24 protein-coding genes and 2 pseudogenes are annotated in these 24,735 nt (G+C 26.2%); 2 read left to right on the plus strand and 24 right to left on the minus strand.

The window, feature by feature from the left end; translation table 11 throughout:
* Positions 1 to 2: 2 nt before the first annotated feature.
* From NGI68_RS05520 to cls, 16 genes are all read right to left on the minus strand, one after another.
* Positions 3 to 1,388: a flagellar hook-length control protein FliK gene (locus tag NGI68_RS05520; protein WP_251860485.1), complete on the minus strand. Its 1,386-nt coding sequence runs from the start codon at positions 1,386 to 1,388 to the stop codon at positions 3 to 5.
* A gap of 5 nt (positions 1,389 to 1,393) precedes the next feature.
* Positions 1,394 to 1,831: a flagellar export protein FliJ gene (fliJ, locus tag NGI68_RS05525; RefSeq protein WP_251860594.1), complete on the minus strand. Its 438-nt coding sequence runs from the start codon at positions 1,829 to 1,831 to the stop codon at positions 1,394 to 1,396.
* 110 nt (positions 1,832 to 1,941) lie between these two features.
* The gene (gene fliI, locus NGI68_RS05530; protein WP_251860486.1) at positions 1,942 to 3,258 is read right to left on the minus strand and encodes a flagellar protein export ATPase FliI; all 1,317 of its coding nucleotides are present in this window, start codon (positions 3,256 to 3,258) and stop codon (positions 1,942 to 1,944) included.
* Between the two features lie 39 nt (positions 3,259 to 3,297).
* The gene (locus tag NGI68_RS05535) at positions 3,298 to 4,062 is read right to left on the minus strand and encodes a FliH/SctL family protein (protein WP_251860487.1); all 765 of its coding nucleotides are present in this window, start codon (positions 4,060 to 4,062) and stop codon (positions 3,298 to 3,300) included.
* Entirely contained in the window at positions 4,046 to 5,059 is a 1,014-nt protein-coding gene (fliG, locus tag NGI68_RS05540) for a flagellar motor switch protein FliG (RefSeq protein ID WP_251860488.1), read from the minus strand. Before fliG ends, NGI68_RS05535 begins: the two co-directional genes overlap by 17 nt.
* A 6-nt stretch (positions 5,060 to 5,065) precedes the next feature.
* Entirely contained in the window at positions 5,066 to 6,655 is a 1,590-nt protein-coding gene (fliF, locus tag NGI68_RS05545; RefSeq protein WP_251860489.1) for a flagellar basal-body MS-ring/collar protein FliF, read from the minus strand.
* A gap of 15 nt (positions 6,656 to 6,670) precedes the next feature.
* Positions 6,671 to 6,985, minus strand: coding sequence for a flagellar hook-basal body complex protein FliE (fliE, locus tag NGI68_RS05550; protein ID WP_251860490.1), 315 nt, complete (start codon positions 6,983 to 6,985; stop codon positions 6,671 to 6,673).
* Between the two features lie 11 nt (positions 6,986 to 6,996).
* Positions 6,997 to 7,431 carry a flagellar basal body rod protein FlgC gene (gene flgC / locus NGI68_RS05555; RefSeq protein WP_251860491.1) on the minus strand — a complete coding sequence of 145 codons (435 nt, stop codon included), beginning with the start codon at positions 7,429 to 7,431 and terminating at the stop codon, positions 6,997 to 6,999.
* 99 nt (positions 7,432 to 7,530) lie between these two features.
* A complete protein-coding gene (flgB, locus tag NGI68_RS05560) occupies positions 7,531 to 7,932 on the minus strand; it encodes a flagellar basal body rod protein FlgB (RefSeq protein ID WP_251860492.1) in 402 nt (133 codons plus the stop codon).
* A gap of 410 nt (positions 7,933 to 8,342) precedes the next feature.
* Complete coding sequence (locus NGI68_RS05565) at positions 8,343 to 9,200, minus strand: flagellin (RefSeq protein WP_251860493.1); 858 nt, start codon at positions 9,198 to 9,200, stop codon at positions 8,343 to 8,345.
* A 144-nt stretch (positions 9,201 to 9,344) separates the two neighbouring features.
* On the minus strand, positions 9,345 to 9,713 hold the full coding sequence (locus NGI68_RS05570; protein WP_251860494.1) for a DUF8042 domain-containing protein: 369 nt from the start codon (positions 9,711 to 9,713) through the stop codon (positions 9,345 to 9,347).
* A gap of 391 nt (positions 9,714 to 10,104) precedes the next feature.
* Positions 10,105 to 11,427, minus strand: a complete 1,323-nt coding sequence (gene argH, locus NGI68_RS05575) for an argininosuccinate lyase (protein WP_251860495.1) — start codon at positions 11,425 to 11,427, stop codon at positions 10,105 to 10,107.
* A gap of 20 nt (positions 11,428 to 11,447) precedes the next feature.
* Entirely contained in the window at positions 11,448 to 12,641 is a 1,194-nt protein-coding gene (locus NGI68_RS05580) for an argininosuccinate synthase (RefSeq protein WP_251860496.1), read from the minus strand.
* A 283-nt stretch (positions 12,642 to 12,924) separates the two neighbouring features.
* Complete coding sequence (locus NGI68_RS05585) at positions 12,925 to 13,263, minus strand: hypothetical protein (RefSeq protein WP_251860497.1); 339 nt, start codon at positions 13,261 to 13,263, stop codon at positions 12,925 to 12,927.
* Positions 13,264 to 13,285: 22 nt separating this feature from the next.
* On the minus strand, positions 13,286 to 13,630 hold the full coding sequence (locus tag NGI68_RS05590; RefSeq protein WP_251860498.1) for a hypothetical protein: 345 nt from the start codon (positions 13,628 to 13,630) through the stop codon (positions 13,286 to 13,288).
* 151 nt (positions 13,631 to 13,781) lie between these two features.
* Positions 13,782 to 15,212 (minus strand): cardiolipin synthase, encoded by a 1,431-nt coding sequence (gene cls, locus NGI68_RS05595; protein WP_251860499.1) that lies wholly within the window; start codon positions 15,210 to 15,212, stop codon positions 13,782 to 13,784.
* A gap of 314 nt (positions 15,213 to 15,526) precedes the next feature.
* Between cls and NGI68_RS05600 the strand changes: the two genes are divergently transcribed.
* Positions 15,527 to 16,414: an FUSC family protein gene (locus tag NGI68_RS05600; protein WP_251860500.1), complete on the plus strand. Its 888-nt coding sequence runs from the start codon at positions 15,527 to 15,529 to the stop codon at positions 16,412 to 16,414.
* A 183-nt stretch (positions 16,415 to 16,597) separates the two neighbouring features.
* On the opposite strand, the gene NGI68_RS05605 is transcribed toward NGI68_RS05600, so the two are convergent.
* The 6 genes and pseudogenes from NGI68_RS05605 to NGI68_RS05630 form a co-directional block, all read right to left on the minus strand.
* Positions 16,598 to 16,783 (minus strand): hypothetical protein, encoded by a 186-nt coding sequence (locus NGI68_RS05605; RefSeq protein ID WP_251860501.1) that lies wholly within the window; start codon positions 16,781 to 16,783, stop codon positions 16,598 to 16,600.
* 393 nt (positions 16,784 to 17,176) lie between these two features.
* Complete coding sequence (locus NGI68_RS05610; RefSeq protein WP_251860502.1) at positions 17,177 to 17,986, minus strand: SGNH/GDSL hydrolase family protein; 810 nt, start codon at positions 17,984 to 17,986, stop codon at positions 17,177 to 17,179.
* Between the two features lie 47 nt (positions 17,987 to 18,033).
* The gene (locus NGI68_RS05615; protein ID WP_251860503.1) at positions 18,034 to 18,492 is read right to left on the minus strand and encodes a VanZ family protein; all 459 of its coding nucleotides are present in this window, start codon (positions 18,490 to 18,492) and stop codon (positions 18,034 to 18,036) included.
* A gap of 128 nt (positions 18,493 to 18,620) precedes the next feature.
* Positions 18,621 to 19,607 carry a UDP-glucose 4-epimerase GalE gene (gene galE, locus NGI68_RS05620; RefSeq protein WP_251860504.1) on the minus strand — a complete coding sequence of 329 codons (987 nt, stop codon included), beginning with the start codon at positions 19,605 to 19,607 and terminating at the stop codon, positions 18,621 to 18,623.
* Positions 19,608 to 19,662: 55 nt separating this feature from the next.
* A pseudogene (locus tag NGI68_RS05625) lies at positions 19,663 to 20,460 on the minus strand (UTP--glucose-1-phosphate uridylyltransferase); the annotation flags it as partial.
* Positions 20,461 to 20,678: 218 nt separating this feature from the next.
* Entirely contained in the window at positions 20,679 to 22,157 is a 1,479-nt protein-coding gene (locus tag NGI68_RS05630) for a lipopolysaccharide biosynthesis protein (protein ID WP_251860505.1), read from the minus strand.
* 65 nt (positions 22,158 to 22,222) lie between these two features.
* Here NGI68_RS05630 and NGI68_RS05635 point away from each other — a divergent pair.
* Positions 22,223 to 22,573 (plus strand): annotated as a pseudogene (locus NGI68_RS05635) (transposase family protein); the annotation flags it as partial.
* Positions 22,574 to 22,681: 108 nt separating this feature from the next.
* Here the strand turns inward: NGI68_RS05635 and NGI68_RS05640 are convergent.
* Positions 22,682 to 23,539 carry a glycosyltransferase family 2 protein gene (locus NGI68_RS05640; RefSeq protein ID WP_251860506.1) on the minus strand — a complete coding sequence of 286 codons (858 nt, stop codon included), beginning with the start codon at positions 23,537 to 23,539 and terminating at the stop codon, positions 22,682 to 22,684.
* Positions 23,540 to 23,592: 53 nt separating this feature from the next.
* The gene (locus NGI68_RS17065) at positions 23,593 to 24,672 is read right to left on the minus strand and encodes an EpsG family protein (RefSeq protein ID WP_353505356.1); all 1,080 of its coding nucleotides are present in this window, start codon (positions 24,670 to 24,672) and stop codon (positions 23,593 to 23,595) included.
* Between the last annotated feature and the right edge of the window lie 63 nt (positions 24,673 to 24,735).

A 24,735-nucleotide genomic window follows, 5' to 3' on the forward strand; every position in this document is an offset into this window, starting at 1 on the left:
TTCTAAGCTAAAATATTAACATTACTATCTATAGTGCTTATATTTTCTTCTTCCATTCCTTCATCCATAGATAACATGTCTATGTTGTTATTTGAGTTTGATGAATTATTATGATTTTGGTGTTTTTTATTCTCTTGTTTAAAGAAAGTTGTATCTTCATTGTATATATTTAATGAAAGTTCCTGTACTTTTATACCGGAATTTTGAAGCTTATCCTCTATTAATTGCATATTAGAATTTAATAAGTTATATGCTTCTTTGGTAGTAGCTCCTATATTAGCTTTCATAATGCCACCTTCCATACTTAGCTTTATAATGATTTCTCCTAGTTCTTTTGGCATTATCTTCACTGTTAGATCTTTCACATTATTTAATTCCATATACTTCATAGACTTAATTATATCAGCATTCATAGTATCTTTATTAATTACTAATTTCCCTAATGCTTCTTTTGAAGATAATTGATTTACATCTGCAGAATTTTTAAGATGAGACATAAAATTAACAGTTTTGTTTATTTTTTCTCTCGCACCCTGTTCTTTATCTTCTAAAAGACCCATTAAAAGTTTTTCTTCTTTAGAATTGTTTTCTTTTAAATTAGGGAAATCTATTTTTTCTTCTGATACTAATAATTCATCCACATTTATTTTAGACTCTATTGGAAGCTTATCATTAGATTGTTCTTTCAATATATTTTGTATTTCATTTTTAATATTTCTTAATAAGCTTACCCTTTCTCCATTAACTTCTTTTCCAATTTGTATCTGAAGTTTATTTGAAAAAGTTTCTAATAAATCTTCATTTAATGAATGTTCATCTGTAACATTTAACTTACTAGTTTTATCACCCAAAATATTTTTTATTTCTATTAATAATTGTTGTTTATTCTTACTATTCTCAGCTAAATTATTAAATAGAACTTTTATCTTATCTAATTTTGGGGCTATATCCTTAGATAAATTTATATTTTCTTTAGAATATAAACACTGCAGTATAGAATTAACTAAAGCTATAAATCCTTCTAGATCACCAACACTTCTAAGCTTATCTCCTAATTTTTTTAAATCTTCTAAAGATTTTATAGAATCTAGTTCTTCTTTAGAAAATCCTTCTTTTTCTAATCTTTTCTTTATATCTTGTATATTTTCTTTATCCAATTTTGATATTATACTATTATCCTTACCATGGATATTTTCATCCTTAATTACAGAATCTTTATTATTGTTATGAACATTCTTTTCTTGCTTTACATTAATATTTTTATCTTTATTAGAAGAAATATTATTTAACACATCATTAAATAAACAAGACTTTTCACTTGAATCAGTTTCTTTTTTAAAAGAAGATTTATTTTCTATTTGAGTAAATCCATTTATTCTTAGTTCCACATTTCTCACCTCCTTTCAGTATTTCTTATAAAGGCATAAAGAGCAAATTCATCGTTATTTTTTTGTTCTATCATATTTTGCTCTTTTTCAAATGCTAATTTATCCTTTTCTCTTAGAATTTCCACAGTTTTTCTTTCTACCTGTTTTATTTTTAATTCTTCTCTTCTTTCTTCTACTATTCTAAGTTTTTGTTTCAACTCATTTGCTGTTTCATTTATACAAAAGTTTAAAGAATTTAAATAACTATGCCTTATTTTTTTCTCTAATATAGAATCATTTAAATCTATATTATTATATTTATTATAATTATTTTTAAGCCTTGATAATTTGTCTTCTGTATTATTCTTTTCCATTTGAGCTTGTTTGAAATTCATTTTGCTCTGTTCTTCTTTTTTTTCTCTTATATCTAATAGCTTTTGAAGTCTAAAGGAATAGCCCTTCATCAAATTACCTACCTTCTATTAACAAATTAAATATATACTATTAATTAATATCTATTAAGTTTATTTCATTTATGAAATATTTATGCCATTGAATCTATAGGGTGTATGTATTAATTTTTAAAAATATTTTCAAGGATATTTATACTTTCCTCAAAAGAATAATTCTCACCTATACCTTGTTTCAAGAAAGATATTATTTGATCATAATAATGTATGGCCATATCTACCTTAGGATTACTGCCTTTAGCATAAGCTCCTATGTTTATAAGATCTTCTGAGTTCTTATAAGTAGCTAAAAGATCCCTAGCCATTCCGGCCGCATCTTTATGATCTTTTGAGGCAATCTCTGACATAAGCCTACTTACACTACTTAACACATCTATGGCAGGATAATGATTTTTAGCTGCCAAACCTCTAGATAGAACTATATGTCCATCTAATATACCTCTTACAGCATCTGCAATAGGTTCATTAAAGTCATCTCCATCAACTAGCACTGTGTAAAAAGCTGTTATGGACCCTCTATTGGACATACCAGACCTTTCCATAAGACGTGGTAATTTTGCAAACACTGAAGGAGTATAACCTTTAGTAGCAGGTGGCTCTCCTATGGCTAACCCTATCTCTCTTTGTGCCATAGCAAATCTAGTTACAGAATCCATCATAAGTATTACTTTTTTACCTTGATCTCTAAAATATTCTGCTATAGCCGTAGCAGTAAAAGCTCCTTTTAACCTAACCAAAGCAGGTTTATCAGAGGTAGCACAAACTATAACAGATTTTTTAAGACCCTCTTCTCCTAGATCTTTTTCTATAAAATCTCTTACTTCCCTACCTCTTTCTCCTATTAAAGCTATAACATTTATATCTGCCTTTGCATATTTTGCAATCATACCTAAAGTAGTGCTCTTACCTACCCCACTACCTGCAAATATACCTATTCTTTGTCCTTCTCCTACAGTTAAAAATCCATCTATAGCTTTCACGCCTGTTGGTATAACGTCTTTTATTCTTCTTCTTTTCATAGGATCTGGAGGATCACTATCCAAAGAATAGGGACTTCCCTCCATTAGTTGTTCTCCTTCTAGAGGATTTCCTAATCCATCTAGAACTTTTCCCAATATATTATCTGAACAAATAACACTTAGAGGTTTACCTTGAGGTATTACCTTACATCCTGGAGCTATACCTATAAGTTCCCCTAATGGCATCAGTATAACATTTTCCTCTTTAAATCCAACTACTTCACAAGGAATTTCTTGATTTCTTTCATTATATATAACACAAACTTCTCCTACAAAAGCCTTTATTCCTTCCACTTCTACTGTTAATCCTATAACTTTTCTAACATTGCCTTCCATGTAGTTAAAATTAGTCTCTTTAATTCTTTTTTCTATTTTTTTAAAATCTATATCTAACATGGACATTGAATTCACACCTTATCTTTTAAAGTAATTGTTTAATTATTATTTTTCATTTATTAATAATTCTTTAATTTTATCCAAGGCAGTATCTATAGATGCCATAACTTTTCCCTGTTCAGTTTCTATAATAACTTCTCCATCATTTAGAGATATATCTTCTATTATAAATATTTCTCCTCTATAAGGAATCTGATTTTTCCAAAGCTCTGATTTATTCTTTATTTCTTCATAATAATTAGTGTTGCTTTTTACTACAAAGGTAGCAGATTTTTTTGCTTCTTCTAAATTTTCATATATAATATCATTCATAGAAGACTTGTCCTCAACTTCATGTCTTAAAACTTCTTCCACTATAGTAAAAACCATAGTTCTAACTTCATGTTCTTTTTCTTTCAAATAATTATCATATTGAGCTTTGGTACTTAAAAATAATTCATTACACTTTTCAACCATTTCTTCATAGGCTTTTTTACCTTTTTCTATATAATCTTCATAAGCCTCTTCATAACCAGATTTTTTTCCTTCTTGGTATCCTTTATTTAAGCCTTCTTCATGACCTTTTTTAAAAGCTTCTTCTTCAACTATTTCTGCTTCAGCATAAGCCTTTGATAGAAAATCTTCAGATTTTCGTCTGGCATTTGCTAGTATATTCTTTGCCAAATTCTCATAGCTATCTATAAATTTTTTTGAATTCTCTTCTTCTATTTCTTCTTCTACAGTTACTGACTTTGTATAATTAGTTTTTATTTTTTCTTTACCTTGATTAACTACGCTGCTTTTTTTAATGACTTTATACAATGATTGCATCTTCGCCACCTCTTGATATTACTATCTCCCCAGCTTCGTCTAAACGTCTTATTATGCTTACTATACCCTGCTGAGCTTTTTCTACATCCATTATTCTTACAGGACCTAAGAATTCTATATCCTCTTTTAAAGAAGCTGCAGCTCTCTTAGATTGATTTTTAAATATACAATTGGCAACTTCTTCTGAAGACCCCTTCAAAGCTAAACCCAAATCCTTTGTTTCCACTTCTCTTAATACTCTTTGAATTGCTATATCGTCCAAAGTTATTATATCTTCGAATACAAACATAGATTCCTTTATCTTTTCTGCTAATTCCGCATCTTCCCTTTGTAGTCCTTCTGTAATATTCTTTTCTGTAGTTCTATCTACTTGATTTAATATATCTACAATAGTTTGAACTCCTCCTATTGTTGTAGCATCAGATCTAACTACTGAAGACAGTTTACTATCTAATACTTTTTCTATTTCTTTAACCACCATAGGTGAAGTAGCACTCATTGTAGCAATTCTATAAGCGACTTCTGATTGCAATTCTTCAGGCAGGGATGATAATATTTGTCCTGCCTTATCAGATTGCATATAACATAAAACTAAAGCTATAGTTTGTGGATGTTCGTTAGATATAGTATTTAAAAGCTGAGCCGGGTCTGCTTTTCTAGCTATAGCAAATGGTCTAAATTGTTGAGTAGCCTCTGTAACTTTCTCTAATATTTCCATTGCTCTTTGACTACCTAAAGCTTTACCTAAAAGATTTTTAGCGTACTCAAATCCACCTTCTAATATATAGTCCTTAGCCTTATTTATTTGTATAAATTCCTCTAATATTTCTTGTTTCAATTCTGATTTTACAGAAGTTATATTAGCAATTTCATAAGTTATTTTTTGTATTTCTGAATCTGGTAATTTTTTTATTATACCAGCAGAGGCCTCGGGACCTAAAGTAATAAATAGTATTGCCGCTTTTTGAACTCCTGTTAATTTATCATCTTTAGCCATATATTATCACCTCTCATCCTCTGCTAGCCATGATTTAATTATTTCTGCCACTTGATCAGGTTTGTTCTTAGCATATTTTCTTATTTCATTTTCAACATGAGTCTTCTCATCCTGTGCTTCTAAATCAATAGGTTTGAACTTAGGAACTTGTTTAGTCTCTTCTCCATTGTCATCTATTAAAACATCTAAACCTTCTATACCATCTTCATCGTACTCATCTTCCCTGTTCTTCTTAACAAAGTAGATTACAGCTCCTGCTATTGCAGCTATTAAAAGCAATGCACTTAGGCCTATAGATGTGTATAGCTTCATCTTTTCTTTTGCTTTCTTGCCCTTTTCCATTTCCTCTAAATCTTTTTTGGCCTTATCACTAACCTCTGTATCAAACGGAAGACCTTCTATACTTATAGCATCTCCTCTTCTTTCATCATATCCTATAGCAGATACAGCTAAGTTTCTAACCGCAGTTCTCGTTTGTTCGTCTATATTTCCGTCTAAAACTATAGATGCTGTTAATCTTTTTACAGAACCTGGAGCTTTTATACTATCTTGTTGAGTTTTTGATATTTCATAATTTTTAGTATTTTCATCTCTAGTAGAAGTTTCAGTACCATTATTGTTTTGTGTAGTTCTATTTACCATATTATTATCTACTACACTACCATTAGTATTGTTTCCACCTGCATTATTTTGATTTTTTTCTTTAACACTGTGTTCGCTAACCACTACATTTTTGGGATCATAAGTTGTGGCGTTGGTTTTAACTGCATCAAAATCTAAATCTGTATTAACATTAACTTTAACCTTGTCTTTTCCATATACAGCCTCCAACATGCTGATTAATCTATTCTGAAGATCCTTTTCATAGTTCTTCTTAAGCTGTTGTTGTTTTTCTGCGGAAGTTGTAGCTTCTTCTAAGCTTCCTGAAGCATCAAACAAATTTTTTGTAAGAAGAGTCATATTATTATCAATTACTTCAACATTCTCTTTTGGAATATTTTTTACACTTCCACTTACTAAAGCTACTATAGATTTAACTTGCTCTTTACTAACTGTTTGTCCTTTTTTTAAATTTAAAGTAACAGATGCTCTACCAGGCTGTGTTTCCTTTACAAAAGCAGTTTCCTCTGGAAGAACTAAATGAACTCTAGAATTTTCTACCTGTGGAAATCCCTTTATAGTTCGTTCCAATTCCCCTTGAAGTGCCCTTTGATAGTTTATTTTCATTTCTTCATCAGTTTCTCCAAACTTACTTTTATCTAATATTTCAAATCCTTGGCTACCATTAGTTAATGGCACCTCTGAAAGCATTTCCATTCTTAATTTATCTACATCTTCTTTAGGAACTAATATATTATTTCCTTCTACCTTTGCTTCAACTTTTTTATCCTTTAATTTTTGAAGGATGGCACCAGAATCATTAGAATCCATATTTGAAAATAAAACTCCATACTTAGTTTTACCAAAATAAAGAGATGATGCAATAATAGATGTTATAATTCCTAAAAAAATTATAGAAAAAGCTATTTTTTTAACTTTACTAAATTGTGTCCATTTTTCTTTTAATCCTCTAAAAAACTCCTTTAGCTTATTCATCGAAAGCTCCCCTTACTACAATTGCATTCTACTTAATTCTTGATAAGATTCTACTAATTTATTTCTTACTTGAACTGCTAATTCCATGGACATTTTAGCTTCTTCTGCATTTAGCATTACATTATGTATATCTGTTTCCTGGCCCTTTATAAAAGCCTGTGTGCTATTGTCTGCCTTTACTTGTTTTACATTTACTCCATCTAATTTATCTTTCAATATATCACTAAAATTAACTATTTCATTATTTTGTATTTCTTTATCTTTATTTATAAAATCTTTGTTAAAATTATCAAAAACTTTAATATTGGGTACAAACTCATTTAATCTCATAATCAACTCTCCTATTTACCAATTTCTAGCGCTTTCCCAAACATAGATTTTTCCGCATTCATAACTGTTACATTTGCTTCATAGGTACGTACTGAAGCCATCATATCTGCCATTTCGTTTAATACATTTACATTAGGCATAGATACATAGCCATCTTCATCTGCATCTGGGTGAGATGGGTCATACATTCTTCTTACAGGAGAAGGATCTTCTACTATACCTGCAGCCTTAACTCCATAAAGTTTTTTTTCAGTTTTTCCAATCCTCTTATTTAACTCATTATTAAGATTTTCCTCAAAAACAGCAATCTTTCTTTTATAAGGTCCACCATTTTCTGTTCTTGTAGTGGTAGCATTAGCAATATTAGAGGCTATGGTATCCATCCTTAATCTTTCAGCAGATAATCCACTAGCACTAATTCTCATAGTATCAAATGCTTTAATCATATTATTCCCCCTCTTTTCATCCTATATCTAAGTTTCTAGACAATTTTTTATAGGATTGTACTAGAAAATTTACTATTAAAACTTATAAATTTATTTAAACTACCTTCCATTAATAACATATCTAGTAGTAGCTAACCTGTTATTAGCTTGAGTAACTAACGCATTATACATAAGAGCATTAGCTGAATTATTTACCATCTCATTATCGATATCTACATTATTGCCATCTGTTCTCATACTACTATCATTATCTATTTCTTCCTTAGCTTGTCCAAATTCTACTCCATTATTCATATGTTTTTTTAAAGTAGTCTTTATATTTATATTATTCAAATTATCCTTTAATGTTTCTTCAAAAGTAACATAATGCCTTTTATAACCAGGAGTATTATAATTTGCTATATTATTTGAAATAACTCTGCTTCTATAAGATGATGCATCCATAGATTTTTTTAAAAGATCATTAACCAATTGACTACTAGACATATCTTCTATCCTCATGACTTACACTCCCATATTTATTTAATTAAATATAATAATATATATTTTTACATAAATTACTTATAAATTCTCTCAATTTTATTTTACATTAATAAAATGTTTTTGTACATACATTTTCTTCATGTTAAATTTGTAATTTAAATAAATTTAAGTTTATATTATAACTTTATTTTAGCATTTATGTATCATATTATATTTTGTAGCATAATAAGTATTTATTTGAATTAAATTTCATATAATAATTATTTTCCTATAAATATTATATAATAACAAAACAGGTTTTACTATCTAAATTTGTCCACTTTAAATTTAAATATTATATAAAAATTCAATAAATTAATTAACATAAGTACTTAAATTATATTAAAATAAAGCATCTTTAATTCATATCTATTAAAGATGCATTTCTTCTATTTAGCTTTTACATTTTCCAATATTCTCAATACATCCATAGGAAAATTATTAGTTTGGTGCATTATAGCAACAGAAGATTGATATAAAATATCAGATTTAACATAAATCATCATTTCTTCCGCTACATCTGCATCTACTAAATTACTATTAGCACTTTCCATTTTAAGAGATATCTCTCCTATATTATCCATAGATTCATCAAGCCTATTTTGCAATGCTCCATATTTACTTCTTACAGAAAATACAGTTTCCATAGCTTTGTTTATAGAGTCCAGACTTTGTCCAATTTTCTTTTCATCTGTAACATCTATTCCTTGTATGTCTAATCCATCTTTATTACTCTTCAAATTATAGAATGGAATGTCTATTACTTCTCCTACATTAGATCCTATAGGTATAGGCTTTACCATTACGTCTTTTTTTTCATCAAATTTTTTTCCCTGAGAAAGAAGCTTAACTCCATTAAATTCTGTATAGTCAGCTGTAGTATCTATGGCAGATATAAGTTCATTTATTTCATTTTGAATTACTTTTTTATCATGCAAATCATTTGATCCGTTAGCAGCTTGAATAGTAAGCTCTTTCACTCTAATTAGCATATTCCCTATGTTTTCTAGTCCGCCTTCTGCAGTTTGAAGCATACTAACTCCATCCTGAGCATTTCTTGAAGCCATTTGAAGACCTCTTATCTGTATCTTAGTCTTTTCACTTTGAGCCATTATATTAGGATCATCTTTTGAACATCTAACCTTAAATCCTGAAGTTATTTTATCTAAAGCTCCACTTTGCTCTGCTAAGTTCTTTGTATAATTTCTAAACACATTTAGCGATGCCAAATTATGACTTAATCTCATTCCTATTACCTCCAAAATAAAATTAAATATTAAAACATATATATTTAAAATTAAAATCTAATTTATACAAACATATATTTTTTCTATCGTACCTAATTTATATTACTTTAATATTTATATAACTTTTAATGTTTATTTCGAGAACTAACAATAAGTATATTTTTTTAATTTGTCATCTAAATATTTTTTCCAAATTTCGTATTTATAATAAAGAGTATCATCTATAAATGTAATAGCTTTATCCATATCTCCATTATCTAAAATACCTTTGAGTAAAGTTAGGTTATTCTCAAAATCCTTTATTATTTTTTCATAATTATTATCTTTTATCTCCAAAAAAACTGGATTTAAAGCTTTACCCAGATATACTACAGAATCTATAAGACCATTTAATAAACTATCCAATTCTCCATATTCTCTAAAAACTATAACTTCCTTTATATAATCTATCCCTTCTTTTAATACTTTAGATAATTCTATAGATTTTTTTATTATGTCTATATAATTATTCATACAAACTCTCCCTTAATATTATTTCTTAATATGTGTTATTAAATATATTAACCTTTTATAGAAATTCATAAACTTAATTTATGCCACAACATTATATTAATTAAAGAATCCTTTTTTACACAAAACTTATTTTAACACAATATATTAAATAAGGAAATTATAAGCCAAAGATAATTATACTGAATTTAACTTTTATAATAGATATGGCATTATGAAGTTTGTCATATTCTATCAAACCCAAAAATGCTTTTAGAAAAACGGATACAGAAAAAAAATTATCAGAATACTTAATTTATGATATTATATTAGTATCCTTATTCCTATTATCCTTTTACTAAAAGCATTTTTGTTTTTAAATTTAATCTCCATAGATTATAAAATAATGAATATGTTAAATATAACCCATTTCTTTTTTTATTCCTTTATTTATAGAATTTTTATAATCTATAAATTCATAAATATCCTGAGAAAATAAATCTGAAAATTGGTTTAATTCTTGTAAAGGTAAATCTTCTATAGATAAACCCTTATCTTCACAATATATTACTATTTCACCTATGATTTTATGAGCATCTCTAAATGCCATGCCTTTGTTTACTAAGTAGTCCGCTGCTTCTGTAGCATTTAAAAATCCTTTTTTCACAGATGTCATTAAATTTTCTTTATTGACTTTTAAAGTAGATATTATGCCTTCCATTACTTTTAAACAACTTATTACAGTATATTTAGCATCAAAGAAAGGTTCTTTATCTTCTTGCATATCTTTATTATAAGCTAATGGCAAAGACTTCATAACTGTTAATATACTCATTAAGTCACCATATACTCTTCCAGTTTTCCCACGTATAAGCTCCACCCCATCTGGATTTTTCTTTTGAGGCATTATACTACTACCTGTAGAATAAGCATCTCCTATTTGTATAAAATTAAATTCGCTGCTACTCCAAAGTATAAGCTCTTCTGATAATCTACTTAAATGCATCATTATTATAGAAAAATTGCCTATAAGTTCTATTATATAATCCCTATCACTAACCCCATCTAAAAAATTATCTATAGTTTTTTTAAAACCTAGTAGCTTTGCAGTATATTCTCTATCTATGTTATAAGTACTTCCTGCTAATGCCCCTGAACCTAAAGGACTTTCGTTTAATATATCTAGTGCATTTTTTAATCTTTTTTTATCTCTTTTAAACATTTCAAAATAAGCCAATAAATGATATCTAAAAGTTACTGCTTGAGCTCTTTGAAGATGAGTATATCCTGGCATAATATAATTATTTTCATTTCCAACTTTAATTAAAGAGTCCATAACTCCATTTAAGCATTCCATTACTTCTTTTGTAGATTTTTTAACATATAATTTCATATCTAACGCTACTTGATCATTTCTACTTCTTCCTGTATGAAGTTTCTTTGCTACACTTCCTATTTTATTTATTAAATTTATTTCTACAAAACTATGAATATCTTCATACTCTCCCTCAATCTTTAAAATACCTTCATTTATTTCTTTTAATATTTCTTCTAACCCCAGTAATATTTTTTCTTTTTCTTCTTTACTTATTATATTTTGTTTTCCAAGCATTTTCACATGAGCTACACTACCCTTTATATCTTCATAATAAAGTTTTTTATCAAAATTTAGAGAACTATTAAAGTGTTCCATAATTTTGCTTTCCTCTTGTCTAAAACGCCCTCCCCAAAGTTTCATAATTTGTTCCTCCAATTAGTCTAGAAATTTTTTAAGGCTTTTATTTTACATGGTAATCCAAACAAATTTATAAATCCTTCTGCATCTTTATGACTATAAAGCTCACTATCTCCAAAGGATGATATACCTTCATCATACAATGCATATTCTGTATCTACTGAACAAGGCTTTATATTACCTTTATACAATTTTAATTTTACTGTACCAGTTACATTTTCTTGAGTTTTATCTACAAAAGCGTCTATAGCCTCTCTTAAATCCGTAAACCACAAACCATTATATACAAGTTCTCCATATTGAGCTGAAACTATTTTTTTGTATTGATAAGTATACTTATCTAAAATTACTGACTCTAATTTTTTATGAGCTGCATATAATAACGTCCCCGCAGGCGTTTCATATATACCTCTAGACTTCATACCAACTAAACGATTTTCTACTATATCTTCTATCCCTATACCATTTTCTCCACCTATTTTGTTTAATGTATCTATTATATCTACAGCGCTTAATGCTTTTCCATTTATTTTTAAAGGTACCCCTTTTTCAAAATATATTTCTAAATAACTTGGTTCATTTTTAGCCTTTTCTGGTGGTGTGACCATAAAATACATATCTTCTTTATGTTCATTTGTTAAATCTTCTAAATCTCCTCCTTCATGACTTACATGCCATATATTCTTATCTACAGAATATATTTTATCCTTTGTTACAGGTACTTTAACTCCAACTTTTTTAGCATAATCTATAGCATCTTCTCTAGATTTTATATCCCAAATTCTCCAAGGTGCTATTATTTTTATATTAGGATCTTGAGCCTTTACTCCTACTTCAAAACGCACTTGATCATTTCCTTTTCCTGTGCAACCATGACATATGTATTTAGCATTTTCTTTATGAGCTATTTCTACTAATTTTTTAGCCATTAAAGGTCTTGCAAAGGATGTTCCTAACATATAATCCTGTTCATACAATGCTTCAGATTTAATGGCCTTATAAAGATAGTCTGTTACAAATTCCTCTTTTACATCTTCTACATATATTTTTGATGCACCAGATTGAATTGCCTTTGTCTTTACACAATCCATATCATCACCCTGGCCCACGTCTACACATACAGCTATAACATCTAAATCATAATTTTCTTTTAACCAAGGAATTATTATAGATGTATCTAATCCTCCTGAATACGCAAGTACAACTTTTTCTTTCATTAGATATTCCCCCTTAAAATTTATAAATTTATTAATAACTAGATTTAATCCAATCTATGTTATATAAAAAGTATTAGAAAAATTATCCTTCGCTCTTTTTTATAATTATACATACAATATTATAAATATGCAATAATTTTTATAAAAATTCACAATATTTTTTTCACTAACACAAATAAGCCATTTGTAATATTAATAAATAGCAAGATAATACTGTAATATAAAAATAGATTTATATTTATGCATAAAATAAACTCTGTTACATAATTGTAACAGAGTTTATTTACCAAACTATTCTTTCAAAGTTTTCCATAACTATATATGTTTCATATATTTCTCTAGCTTCTTCTTCTTTTATTTTATTGCTCATATATTTTCTATATAATATATATAATTTACTACTTAAATCTGGATTACTATTTTTTGTTTCTTTCATTTTATCATATATAAGTTCTTTTAAAGAAGGCTCTATTTTAGAAGCTATTTCTTCATTAGCTATATATATTAATTTATCTATTCTCTTTTTTAATTCTTTATCAGTACAAAGTATTTTTATTTCATTTAGACTGGATAAAATCTTTTTTACAGATTCTTTACTAATTTCTAAATATTTATCATCCATTAAAGATACCACCTTTATATTATTAATATATTAATTTATCATAAGCTTGACTTTTAATATATACATCATATAAAATTCTCGCATCTTCTTCACTTATTTTCCCATCAGAAAGGTTTCTATACAGTATATATAGCTTAGAATTTAATTCTGGATTATCAAGTCTTACTTCTTTCATTTTTTTATAAATTGTATCTTCAAAAGGTTCATCATCTTTATATTTCAGCATATTGTCTACATATTTTATAAGTAAATCTATCTTTTGTTGAAGTAATCTCTCTGAACTAAGGGTTTGAATATCTTTTAATTCTGAAAGCATTTTTGTCATTAACGCTTCCTCCACCATTATATTATTACTACTACTCTTCACCTATAACACCACCTAACCATCCATTAATATAATTATATCACTTAAAAATTTATGCTTTTTTATAATTAACAGTTTGTTTAATAATATTTAATATATTATTTACATTACGCCGAACATAATGCTATAAAATCCGTTCTTTAATTATATAAATCTATAAAAGCGCTGAAAAAACTCTTGCAACACCTTCTAATATCCTACCTCTTAAAGCTTTATTTTTAAATTCTTCTTTATACACCCTTCTACTACGCCTTAAATCATCAAAGAAAATGTTTTCTAATCTTTCTGTAGTTTCTTCATCATATATAACTGCATTTATTTCATAGTTTAATTCAAAGCTTCTTATATCCATATTAGCAGTACCCACTGTACAAATTTCCCCATCTACCATAATAGTTTTAGCATGGATAAAAGATTTTTCATCGTAAAAATAAATTTTAACTCCATATTTTATAAGTTCCTCTAAATAGGTTCTAGATGCATAATATACTACTAAATGATCATATCTCCCTGGAAATAATATTCTTACATCTATACCACTCAATGATGCTACTTTTATAGCATTCATTATACTATCATTAGGCACAAAATAAGGAGTAGTAATATATATGTGGTCCTTAGCTAAAGTTATCATCTTAAATGCCGCTTGCATTATAGATTGAAATTTAGAATCCGGTCCACTTTTTACTAACTGCATAACTTTCCCATCATGCTCATTCATTTTAGGAAAGTAAACATTAAAATTATGGCCGTAAGTAAACATTTCATCATTTACAGCTTTTATAGTAGCAAAATCATCCATAAACACTGCTTGAAGACCCATAACAAAATCACCCTTTATCATAAGATGGGTATCTCGCCAATAACCTAATTTACTTTTTCCTAAATATTCATCTCCTATATTAATACCGCCAATAAATCCAACTCTACCATCTATAACTACTATTTTTCTATGATTTCTATAGTTTATCTGAGTATTTATATGCCTTAAAAATGGTGCTAAGAAATAAGAATATTGAACCACGTCTATACCATTATCTTTAAGTTCTTTTATATAGGATCTTTTTATACCTATAGATCCCACTCTATCCATTATAAATCTTACTTCTACACCCTCTTTGGCTTTCTTTATAAGTATATCTTTTATTTCATTACCCAGTCCATCACTTTTTACTATATAGTATTCCAAATGTATGTGATGCTTAGCTTTTAAAAGTTCTTCTTTTAGATATTCAAATTTCTCATTTCCATCCCTAAATATCTTAATACTATTGTCTCGAAATAAAGGAGATTCACTATTTTTGGACAGTAACTCTATTAAAGAATAATATTCTTCATTTTTAACTTTTCCCATAGCTTCAAGTACTAATTGTTCTATTTCTATATTAGTAGTATCGTGCAATTTATGTTTTTTCCAATTTCGCCCTAAAAAAACATATAAAAATAATCCTAAAGGAGGAAAAATAAAAAATATAAGGAGCCATGCTATAGTCTTCTCTGGCTTCTTTCTCTCTATTACTATTAATATTATAGATATAATTATATTTATAATAAAAAATAAGGAGAACAAGTTTTTAAAGGACACTAAAATCTCCCCTTTAAATTGTATTTTCATAAGAATCTTCACATAATAGATATATTATACTATAATAAATTTAAAATTACTATGAGTTAAGCACGCATATATTATTATAAATATATTTTATTTATTAATAAACATTGTTTTAATGTTGAGTAATTTTTTTTATTTTTGTATAATTATTTTAAAGAATATTAATATATGTTAAAATAATTTACTTAACATATTAATTACTAAGATTTTATTAATTTAGTTTTATTTATATATAAATTTAACAAAAGCTAAATTACAATTTACAAATATTCAAAGCGAGGTAGACTATGAAACCCATAGGTATGAGAAATATCAAAACTGCCATAGCAGTTACTATTTCTATATTAATAGTACAATTTTTTAAACTAGATTCACCTTTTTATGCAGGCATTGCAGCAATTATTTCTATGCAAAATTCTGTAACAGGTTCCTACAAAGCAGGTAAAAACAGAATATTAGGTACTATGACCGGTGCACTTGTAGGTTTAATAGTTTCTAGTATTTCACAAAATAATGCTTTTTTGTCCGGAATAGGAGTCATGGTTGTAATATATATATGTAATCTACTAAAATGGGATAAATCCACAAGTATTGCATGTATCGTTTGCACAGGTATAATGGTAAATCTTACAGACAAAACTCCATTATACTATAGTATACATAGAACTTTAGATACACTTATAGGTATAATAGTATCAGTTCTAGTAAACAGACTTATTAAGCCTCCTAATTATGAAAAGCAAATAATATCCGTATGCAAAACTATAGTAAAACATTTTTCAAAAATACCTTCAGAAGCAATCTATTTTCACCATAAAGTAGATATAAAAAAGCTTAAAAACCAAATAAATAGCTTAGAAAATAATTTTAGTGCATATAAAAACGAGATATTAAAAAGTAAAAATTTAAATGAAAATTATATAGATACTTTAATAAAAATATTTAATCAAACATATACCCATTTATCTTTTGTGTCTGACATCAATAGTAAATGTGAATTAAATCATAAAAATTATGAGAAATTTAAAAATTTGTATCATCTACCTGAAGAACCTCATAAATATGATGAAAATAATTTAAATGTAGTATATAACTACCATGTATCTAAAATAATTTATAATCTAGAAAGCTTAAAAAAAGAATATAAAGAAAGCAAATTAAAAATATTAAATTAAAAATAAGAGATTCTATTTATTTCTTTAAATATATAATTACAAATTATTATTTTATCATTTAGATTATCGTTATTTATAATTATATATTAATAGAAACTAAATAAGAACCTCTTATTTAACTAACCTTTATTTTTACCTACATATTCTTTTAAAATACAATATATCTGAGTTTATATACTATATTTAAGTTTGATCTAAACTTGTTAATACTCTATCGTATAAGTTTTTTACACATACTCCATTTTGTAAGTTCTTACAATTTGTACAGCTCTTACTGTTTTCTGCTCCTATTGCTGAAACAAACCCTGCATCTATACTATCATATCCGTCACATACATTTGCTACATGCATCATTTGTAACTCATTCATTTGTAATACCTCCTATATATAGTTATAATACTCATAAAAAACAATTATTTTTATAAATATTATAAATTTGGTTTTTATTTTTAATGCTTATGTTGTAACTAATCCCACTACATATTGTTTTTATAAAAAATACTAAATAGGATTTTAATAATTTTATTTTTCCCTTTGTTTTAATTACTATACAGTTTAATTGTTTTATTATATTTATACAATAAAGTTTAATATTTATTGTATTGTGAAATCATCTATGAAAATGAAATATTCAAAGTCCTGTGTTATTAAAATTTACTTTTAATCATAAAAAAACACCTATAAATAAGATATTTTTTATATCTAACTTTATAGGTAATTTAGCCTTTAAAACTGTTTTTTATTTAATTATTCTAAAAAGTTCTAGCTTTTTATATATAACGACTGCTTTTCTTTATGATTTATTTGTTTTTGATTTTTTATATTATTCTCTAACAATCTTATTATTTCTTCTTTATATAAATCATAACCTTTTTTGTTTGGTAGTATACCATCTGTAGTCAATGCATTATAAGCTTCATTAGAATTTTTGAAGACAGATCTCATATCTACTATATTTAAGTTATAATGATTGGCTATCTTTATTACTGCATCTGGATAGTTTTTATCTAATCTTATAGAACTTTCTACTATTAAATATAAATCACTTTTAGGATTATTTTTTAATACTTCTCTTATTAACTCCTCGTATTTTTCTGCCAACTTTTCTGTAGGTTCGTATCCTATATTATATTCTCCTAAAGTTATAAATATCAAATCATATTTTTTAGTTTCTTCTTTTTTATAGCCATCCAAAGCTTCATTTATCTTACTTTTTTCTTTCCAAATTACTTTTGTATCCACTTTTAATTTATATGTATCTTCCAAATATGCCTTTATATTATTATACCATTTAGCTTCGTCTTTAATAGGCATACTATTTGCAATATCATCTCCAATGCTTAACATGGATATGTCTTTTTTATTCTTTATTTTTTCATATAAAGACATATCTTTATTTTGTTTTATATTTTCACTGTTAAGAGATCTTTTAGTTTCATTTATAACCTGAGTAAATTTATTTTCTTCTTTATTCCTATATTTTCTTTTGTCCATTATAGTTCCCGTAACCATTACAGCTATAAATATTACTATTAAAAAAAATATAGTTAAATTATATTTACGTTCTTTCATTATATTATCCTCCTAATATAGAATATTAGAATAAAATATATACCATCCTATTGCTTTTTTCTATGTTTTTTTATTGTATGAAAAATATATATTATAAATAATCCTATAATTATACCTATAGAATCTATAAATACATCTCTTACTCGTCCTTCTCTCCCTGTAGTAAATAATTGATGAAATTCATCAGTACAAGCATATAATACTGTTATAATACTTGCTTTAAGTTTAGGACTTTTGTAAAAAGTTTTTTTTAGAGCAAAATATAACAACATAAAAAGTATGAAGTATTCTGTTATATGAGCTGCTTTTCTTATTAAAAAATTCAAAAGATTATAATCCATATGATTTACCACTTCTAACTTTAATTCATTTAAAATAGTAACAACAAAGTGATTATTCTTATCAGATTCACTTCCCACTTGGCAAGAAAAAGAAAAAATAACTATCATCCATATTATAGCTGGTATAAAATATTTACCCTTTTTAATAAACATATTTTTATTCACTACAATGTCTCCTTTTATATATGGCTTTAAATTTAAATATGTTTATATTATAGCAGATGAGTATAAAAATTCACTACCTTTAATAACCAAATTATATTTTAAAATTTTCATACTACCTTTTTCTATACTTACCCTTTATAACCATTAGGGTGATTCTTATGCCATTTCCATGCTGTTTCTATAATTTTTTCCAATGAGTTATATTTGAGTTGCCAATTTAATTCTTTTATTGCTTTATCCGAAGAAGCTATAAGAATTGCAGGATCTCCAGGTCGTCTTGGAGCTATTTGAGCTTTTATATCTACTTCAGTGACCTTTCTTGCTACATCTATAACCTGTTTTACTGAAAAACCTTTGCCATTTCCTAAGTTATACGAAGAACTATTACCTCCATTTTTAAGTCTATTTAAAGCACACAGATGAGCATCTGCTAAATCTGTAACATGTATATAATCCCTAACACAAGTTCCATCTTCTGTAGGATAATCATCTCCAAAAATCATTATTTTTTCTCTTTGTCCTAATGCAACTTGAAGTATTATTGGTATTAAGTGACTTTCTGGTTTATGATCCTCTCCTATATTACCATCCATATGTGCACCAGCAGCATTAAAATATCTAAGTGCAGTATATTTTATTCCATATGCTTTATCACACCATTTTAATATTTTTTCTACTGTTAACTTTGTTTCACCATAGGGATTTGTAGGTATAGTTGCATCTTCTTCTAAAATAGGTATGTTTTCTGGTTCACCATAAGTTGCAGCAGTAGAAGAAAATACTATGTAATTAACTTTATAATCTTTCATAGCAGTTAGCAAACTAATAGTGCCACCTACATTATTATTAAAATATTTTAATGGATCTTCCATACTTTCTCCAACTAAAGAATCTGCAGCAAAATCTATAACAGCTTCAATATTATTTTCAGTAAAAATTTTATCTAATATTTTTCTATCTCTAAGATCACCTATATATACTTTATCTGATAAAATAGCATCCTTATGACCTTTTTGAAGATTATCTAATATAACAACATCTTGTCCATTTTCTAAAATCTTAGATACCATATGACTTCCTATATATCCTGCTCCACCACATACTAAAATTGACATATTAATATTCCTCCCGTATTTTTAATATGTACAGTATAATATTACTAAAAATAATTTAGTTTTTATCTGCAACAACTTCTTTTTGAGTTATACTTTGTAAATTTTGTTTTTCCCTATTAGATAAAACATCTAAACTTAAAAGGTATTCAATGAATGGATTTTTAAGGTCTTTACGTTTAAGAGCAAAATCTACAGTTGCTTGTAAATATCCAAGTTTGTTTCCTACATCATATCTTGTACCCTCAAAATCATAGGCATACATAGCTTCCTTTGAAATTAAAGTTTTCAAAGCATCTGTTAACTGAATTTCTCCACCTTTACCAGGCAGTGTATTTTGTAAAATATTAAATATTGTTGGAGTCACAATATACCTTCCTAATATGGCTACATTTGAAGGAGCTTTTTCTATAGATGGTTTTTCCACTAAATCTTTTACTTTATATACTCTATCTTCAATATTTAATCCTTTAACTATACCGTACTTAGAAACATCTTCTTTAGGTATAGTTTGCACACCTAATACAGTTGTCTTATATTCATAATAGCAATCCATGAGTTGTTTTAGACAAGGAACTTTACTATCTACTACATCATCTCCTAATAGTATTGCAAAAGGCTCTTTGCCTACAAAACTTTTAACACAACTTATAGCATCTCCTAATCCTTTGGGTTCTTTTTGTCTTATAAAATAAATATTTGCCATATTAGATATATCTTTTACCATGCTAAGCATTTCATTTTTATTCTTTCTTTCAAGGTCATTTTCTAATTCTACAGATTTATCAAAATGATCTTCTATTGATCTTTTATTTATACCTGTTATAATTAATATTTCTTCTATTCCTGAGTTTATTACCCTTTAATTATAGTTGAGAATTTACTTTTCTAATATATAGCATTCTCTTACTTACAAGACCACTACCTCATGTATTGCTTACATAAATATTTTTTTATACTATAGATTATATTTGAATAATAATTTGAATATATTATAAATAGCATCTTTAGTTAATACCTATAAGATTTTGAAATATACTAAAAAATAATATTTTAATAATTAAAATACTAATTCTATAATTTTTTACTATTTAAATCTCCCAGTATAAGTCTTATTTCTTTATTTAATTCTCCTGTTATAGCTAAAACAAAGAAATATGTAATTATACCAATAATAAATGATATAACAATACCCCATATTCTATTGTAAATGGTAGTTATAAGATATTTTATAACTACTGCCATTATTGAAGAAGCTATAATACTCCTAACAATAGAAATAACGTTGAACTTTATTAATAGTATTTTTCTAGACTTGTATATTGATAACATCAAATAAATCAAATAAGAAACTACCGTTGTCATAGCTGCGATTTCATATCCATATATGGGTATAAATATAAAATTTAATATTATATTTAACATAGAAGATATTCCGATTAATATTAAAGTTACCTTTGTATTTTTAGTTAATTCCCAAGCTTTATTAGTATATTGAGCTAGTCCAAATAATAATATTGCTAATGATGATAAACAAAATATTTTATTCCCCCCTACATATTGGGAATTACTAACTAAAGCTAAAATTTCTTTTGATAAAGAACATATCCCCCAGAAACTAGGTATCGTAACAATAAAATAATACCTTATTAATTTACTTATTAACTGTTCTGTTTTTTCTTTTCCTTCTTCATTCCAGGTCTTTACTATTATAGGAAATGCACTTAACATCATAAACGTTATTATCATATTAAAAATTCCTGTTCCTAATGAATAGCATACTGAATAAATTCCAACTTGTGAAGCTGATCCAAAAATTTTTATTATATATTTATCTGAAGTGGATAATATCCATACGGTTATAGATACACCTACTAGTGGCATTCCATATTTAAAAAGTTGGTGTAATGTACTCTTAGAAAAATACTTGAATTTTATATATGGTAGTGCATTAATATACTTAATATTAAACAAAAAAACAATTGTATTTGCTATTGAAATAGTATAAAATATGCTCTCTACTTTAAAATTTAATACTTTAGCAAACACATATATAAGTACTATTTTGCATATAACTAAAATAATGTTTCCTAAACTAAATATGCCTGATTTTCGATTAGCCCTAAGAATAGCTTTAGAAACATCATGAAATCCCTGAGAAATAAACATTATAAGGGAACTCAAATATAGATTGTTCATATGATTAGAGAGATTATGATTAAATATAAACAACAACATTAACACTGTGAATAATATATCTATAAAAATAATACTAATAAATATAGTACTATATAATTTTGATTTTTCATGAGCTCTTGAATAACTATCTGAAAATCTTATTGTTGATTCTGATAGCCACCCCACTAATATTCCTATCATCAAAGTAATTATGCCAAAAACTAAAGAATATTCACCATAACTTTCTGTTGAAAAAAAATTAGTATACATTGAAGTTAGTACTACACTACTTAATCCTACACTTATATTTCCAAACAAATAAATCATAGAGTCTTTTTTAAATTCATTTAAATTACTATTTAATTTGTTTTTCATTAAACTACTCCTTATAAATATTTAAGTTCCTAGAAAATGTTGTTCTATGGGATTCTCATGAATAGTACACAGATGAAACTGTTATATTTATAAATAGGCAACGTTATTAACTCTGAAAGTAGATTAATTATTTCTTATCATTTATCATCCTACATAGATGTAAAACAATTATTTACTTCATTCAATTATGCTAAGAAATTTTCTTCTACCTAAACTATAGTTATTAATAAGGTTGCATCTTATAATTTGCCAATGAAATGAACATTTGAAGATACTATCCACATAAGAGTTCCATCATTTAGAGATGCTAATATATCTACTAATATTCTTGAATCCTTTAATAAACTATTTAAATCATGGTATAGAGACTTAGTTCCTTTGATAGTGCTACCCAACTAATATCAATGTTTATTTTTCTCTGTCCACACTAGTCACTACGTGGCTTATAACCTTCTAAAGTAATAAGAATAACTTATTTTATTACTTAACAAAACTAATATAGTTTAGTAAAATATATAATTATTCTAACATTTATGTATCATCTTCAATATTTTTTTTAAATTCAAATTAATTAATATATAATCTATAAATGTTTTATAATTTTTATTTACTTTAAAAGCTTTTTTAAAATACATTACATCTTTCTCATCACAGTATAAGGAAAATACTGCTATTTTTCTATAATATAGCTCTAATAATTCTTTATTACCATTTATAAAATCTTTATTTTTTTCTAATATAATTTTCAAAGCTTTCAAGGCTTTTACTTTACTCTTGGTAATGCTATTTTCTTGTATATAAGCGTCTACTAGTGGTTTATTGAAAAAATATATTTTATATTCTTTAGCTAGTCTAAGCATCAATTCCCAATCTTGAAGTCTGGGCATATTATCATCAAATTTATTTTTTATAAAACATTCCTTTTTACCAAATATGGTCGGAGTACCAATAAAATTTTCTTTAATTAATTCATGATAAATATGCTCACTGAGTACATTTTTACCTATATAAGTTGTATTTTCATTATAGATTTGATTATATCCTGAACATACTATATCACAATTTTCTTGTTGTAATATTTGAAATTGCTTTTTTATTTTATTTTTATGCCATATATCATCACTATCATGAAATGCTATTAACTCTCCTTTACTTATATCAATACCAATATTTCTTGCCTTACATGCACCTATAGAAACGTTGCTCTTTATATATTTGATTCTACTATCATTTATAGAACAAATAACATTTCTAGTATCATCAGTAGAATTATCATCCACAATTATAACCTCTGAAATCATATTTCCTTGATTTAGAACACTTTCCACAGACTTCTTTATTGCGTACCCTCTGTTAAATGTTGGTATTATTACACTTATCATAAAATCATCTCATTTCCAATAAAATAACTCTTAATTATATACTCGTTAACTATTTAAAAAACATGTTTTAGAAATTCAAGGTTCATTTTATAAGGAATTACTTGATCCCTTGTTACTAATGTAAAACAAAAACAAAATATTAGAAACATAATTATACATGCCTTACTTATAATATAATATTTTTTAAACATATATTCATAAATATATGGCAATAAATAAATAGTAAAGATCAAAAAATATAAAGACATTCTAAAAAAAAGTTGAGACTGAAACCCTAAAACTCTTAGAAATAAACCTATTATTAAAATGTTTATGTAAAAATTATTCTTTGAATCCAACCTGATTAAGTGCTCTCTAAATACTATAGAAATAATTATTAAAAGAACTAATAAAATTAAAAGAATTTCATTTCCTGCTCCACCTATACCTTCATTTACATATTTACTGTCAATATAAGTATAATAATAAGAAGAATTAATTACCGGCAGTATTTTATTTAAAATGATTTCATATGCATAATTAGAAAAGAGCGATATTATAACTCCTAGAATCAGAAATAATTTAGAATATATTTTATTTGTAATAAAATATATGGGTAATAAACAAATAGCAGTTCTATGAAAACTAGTAGCAATTATTATTAATATAATATATTTAAACATATTCTTAGAAAATATATACCTAACAGAATATATAAATATTGCTATAGCTATATATTGCCTTATTCCATTAAATGATGAATGATAATACCCCAACATAATGAATAAAATTATATTATAATCATATTTAGAAAAATAATCCTTTGAAGATTTTATAATTAAAAACAAAATGAAAAATGATGATACAAGGAATATTATTTGAGCATCATTACATATATAACTAACAAATTTATTTAATATATTATATCCATTCTCCATTCTAAATGAATCACTCGAAATTATGTCTTTAATATTAAATTGATTAATAAGATAAAAATATTCTTCATACATAGAATAATCTGTTCCAATTCCTGATCTTAGACCATTTACCAACCATAATGGAATAAAATATATTATAGACCTTAATCTTTTATTGCTTATATTTAATTTCATTATAATAATTGTATAAATTAGCAAACTAAAATAAACTATCATTATGTTATCTCCTAACTGAATATTCTACAATTTATTGATATAATAAAACTTCAAGCTAAGTTT

Source organism: Clostridium sp. Marseille-Q2269, from assembly GCF_943736985.1.
In the GTDB taxonomy this organism is placed as follows: domain Bacteria; phylum Bacillota; class Clostridia; order Clostridiales; family Clostridiaceae; genus Clostridium_F.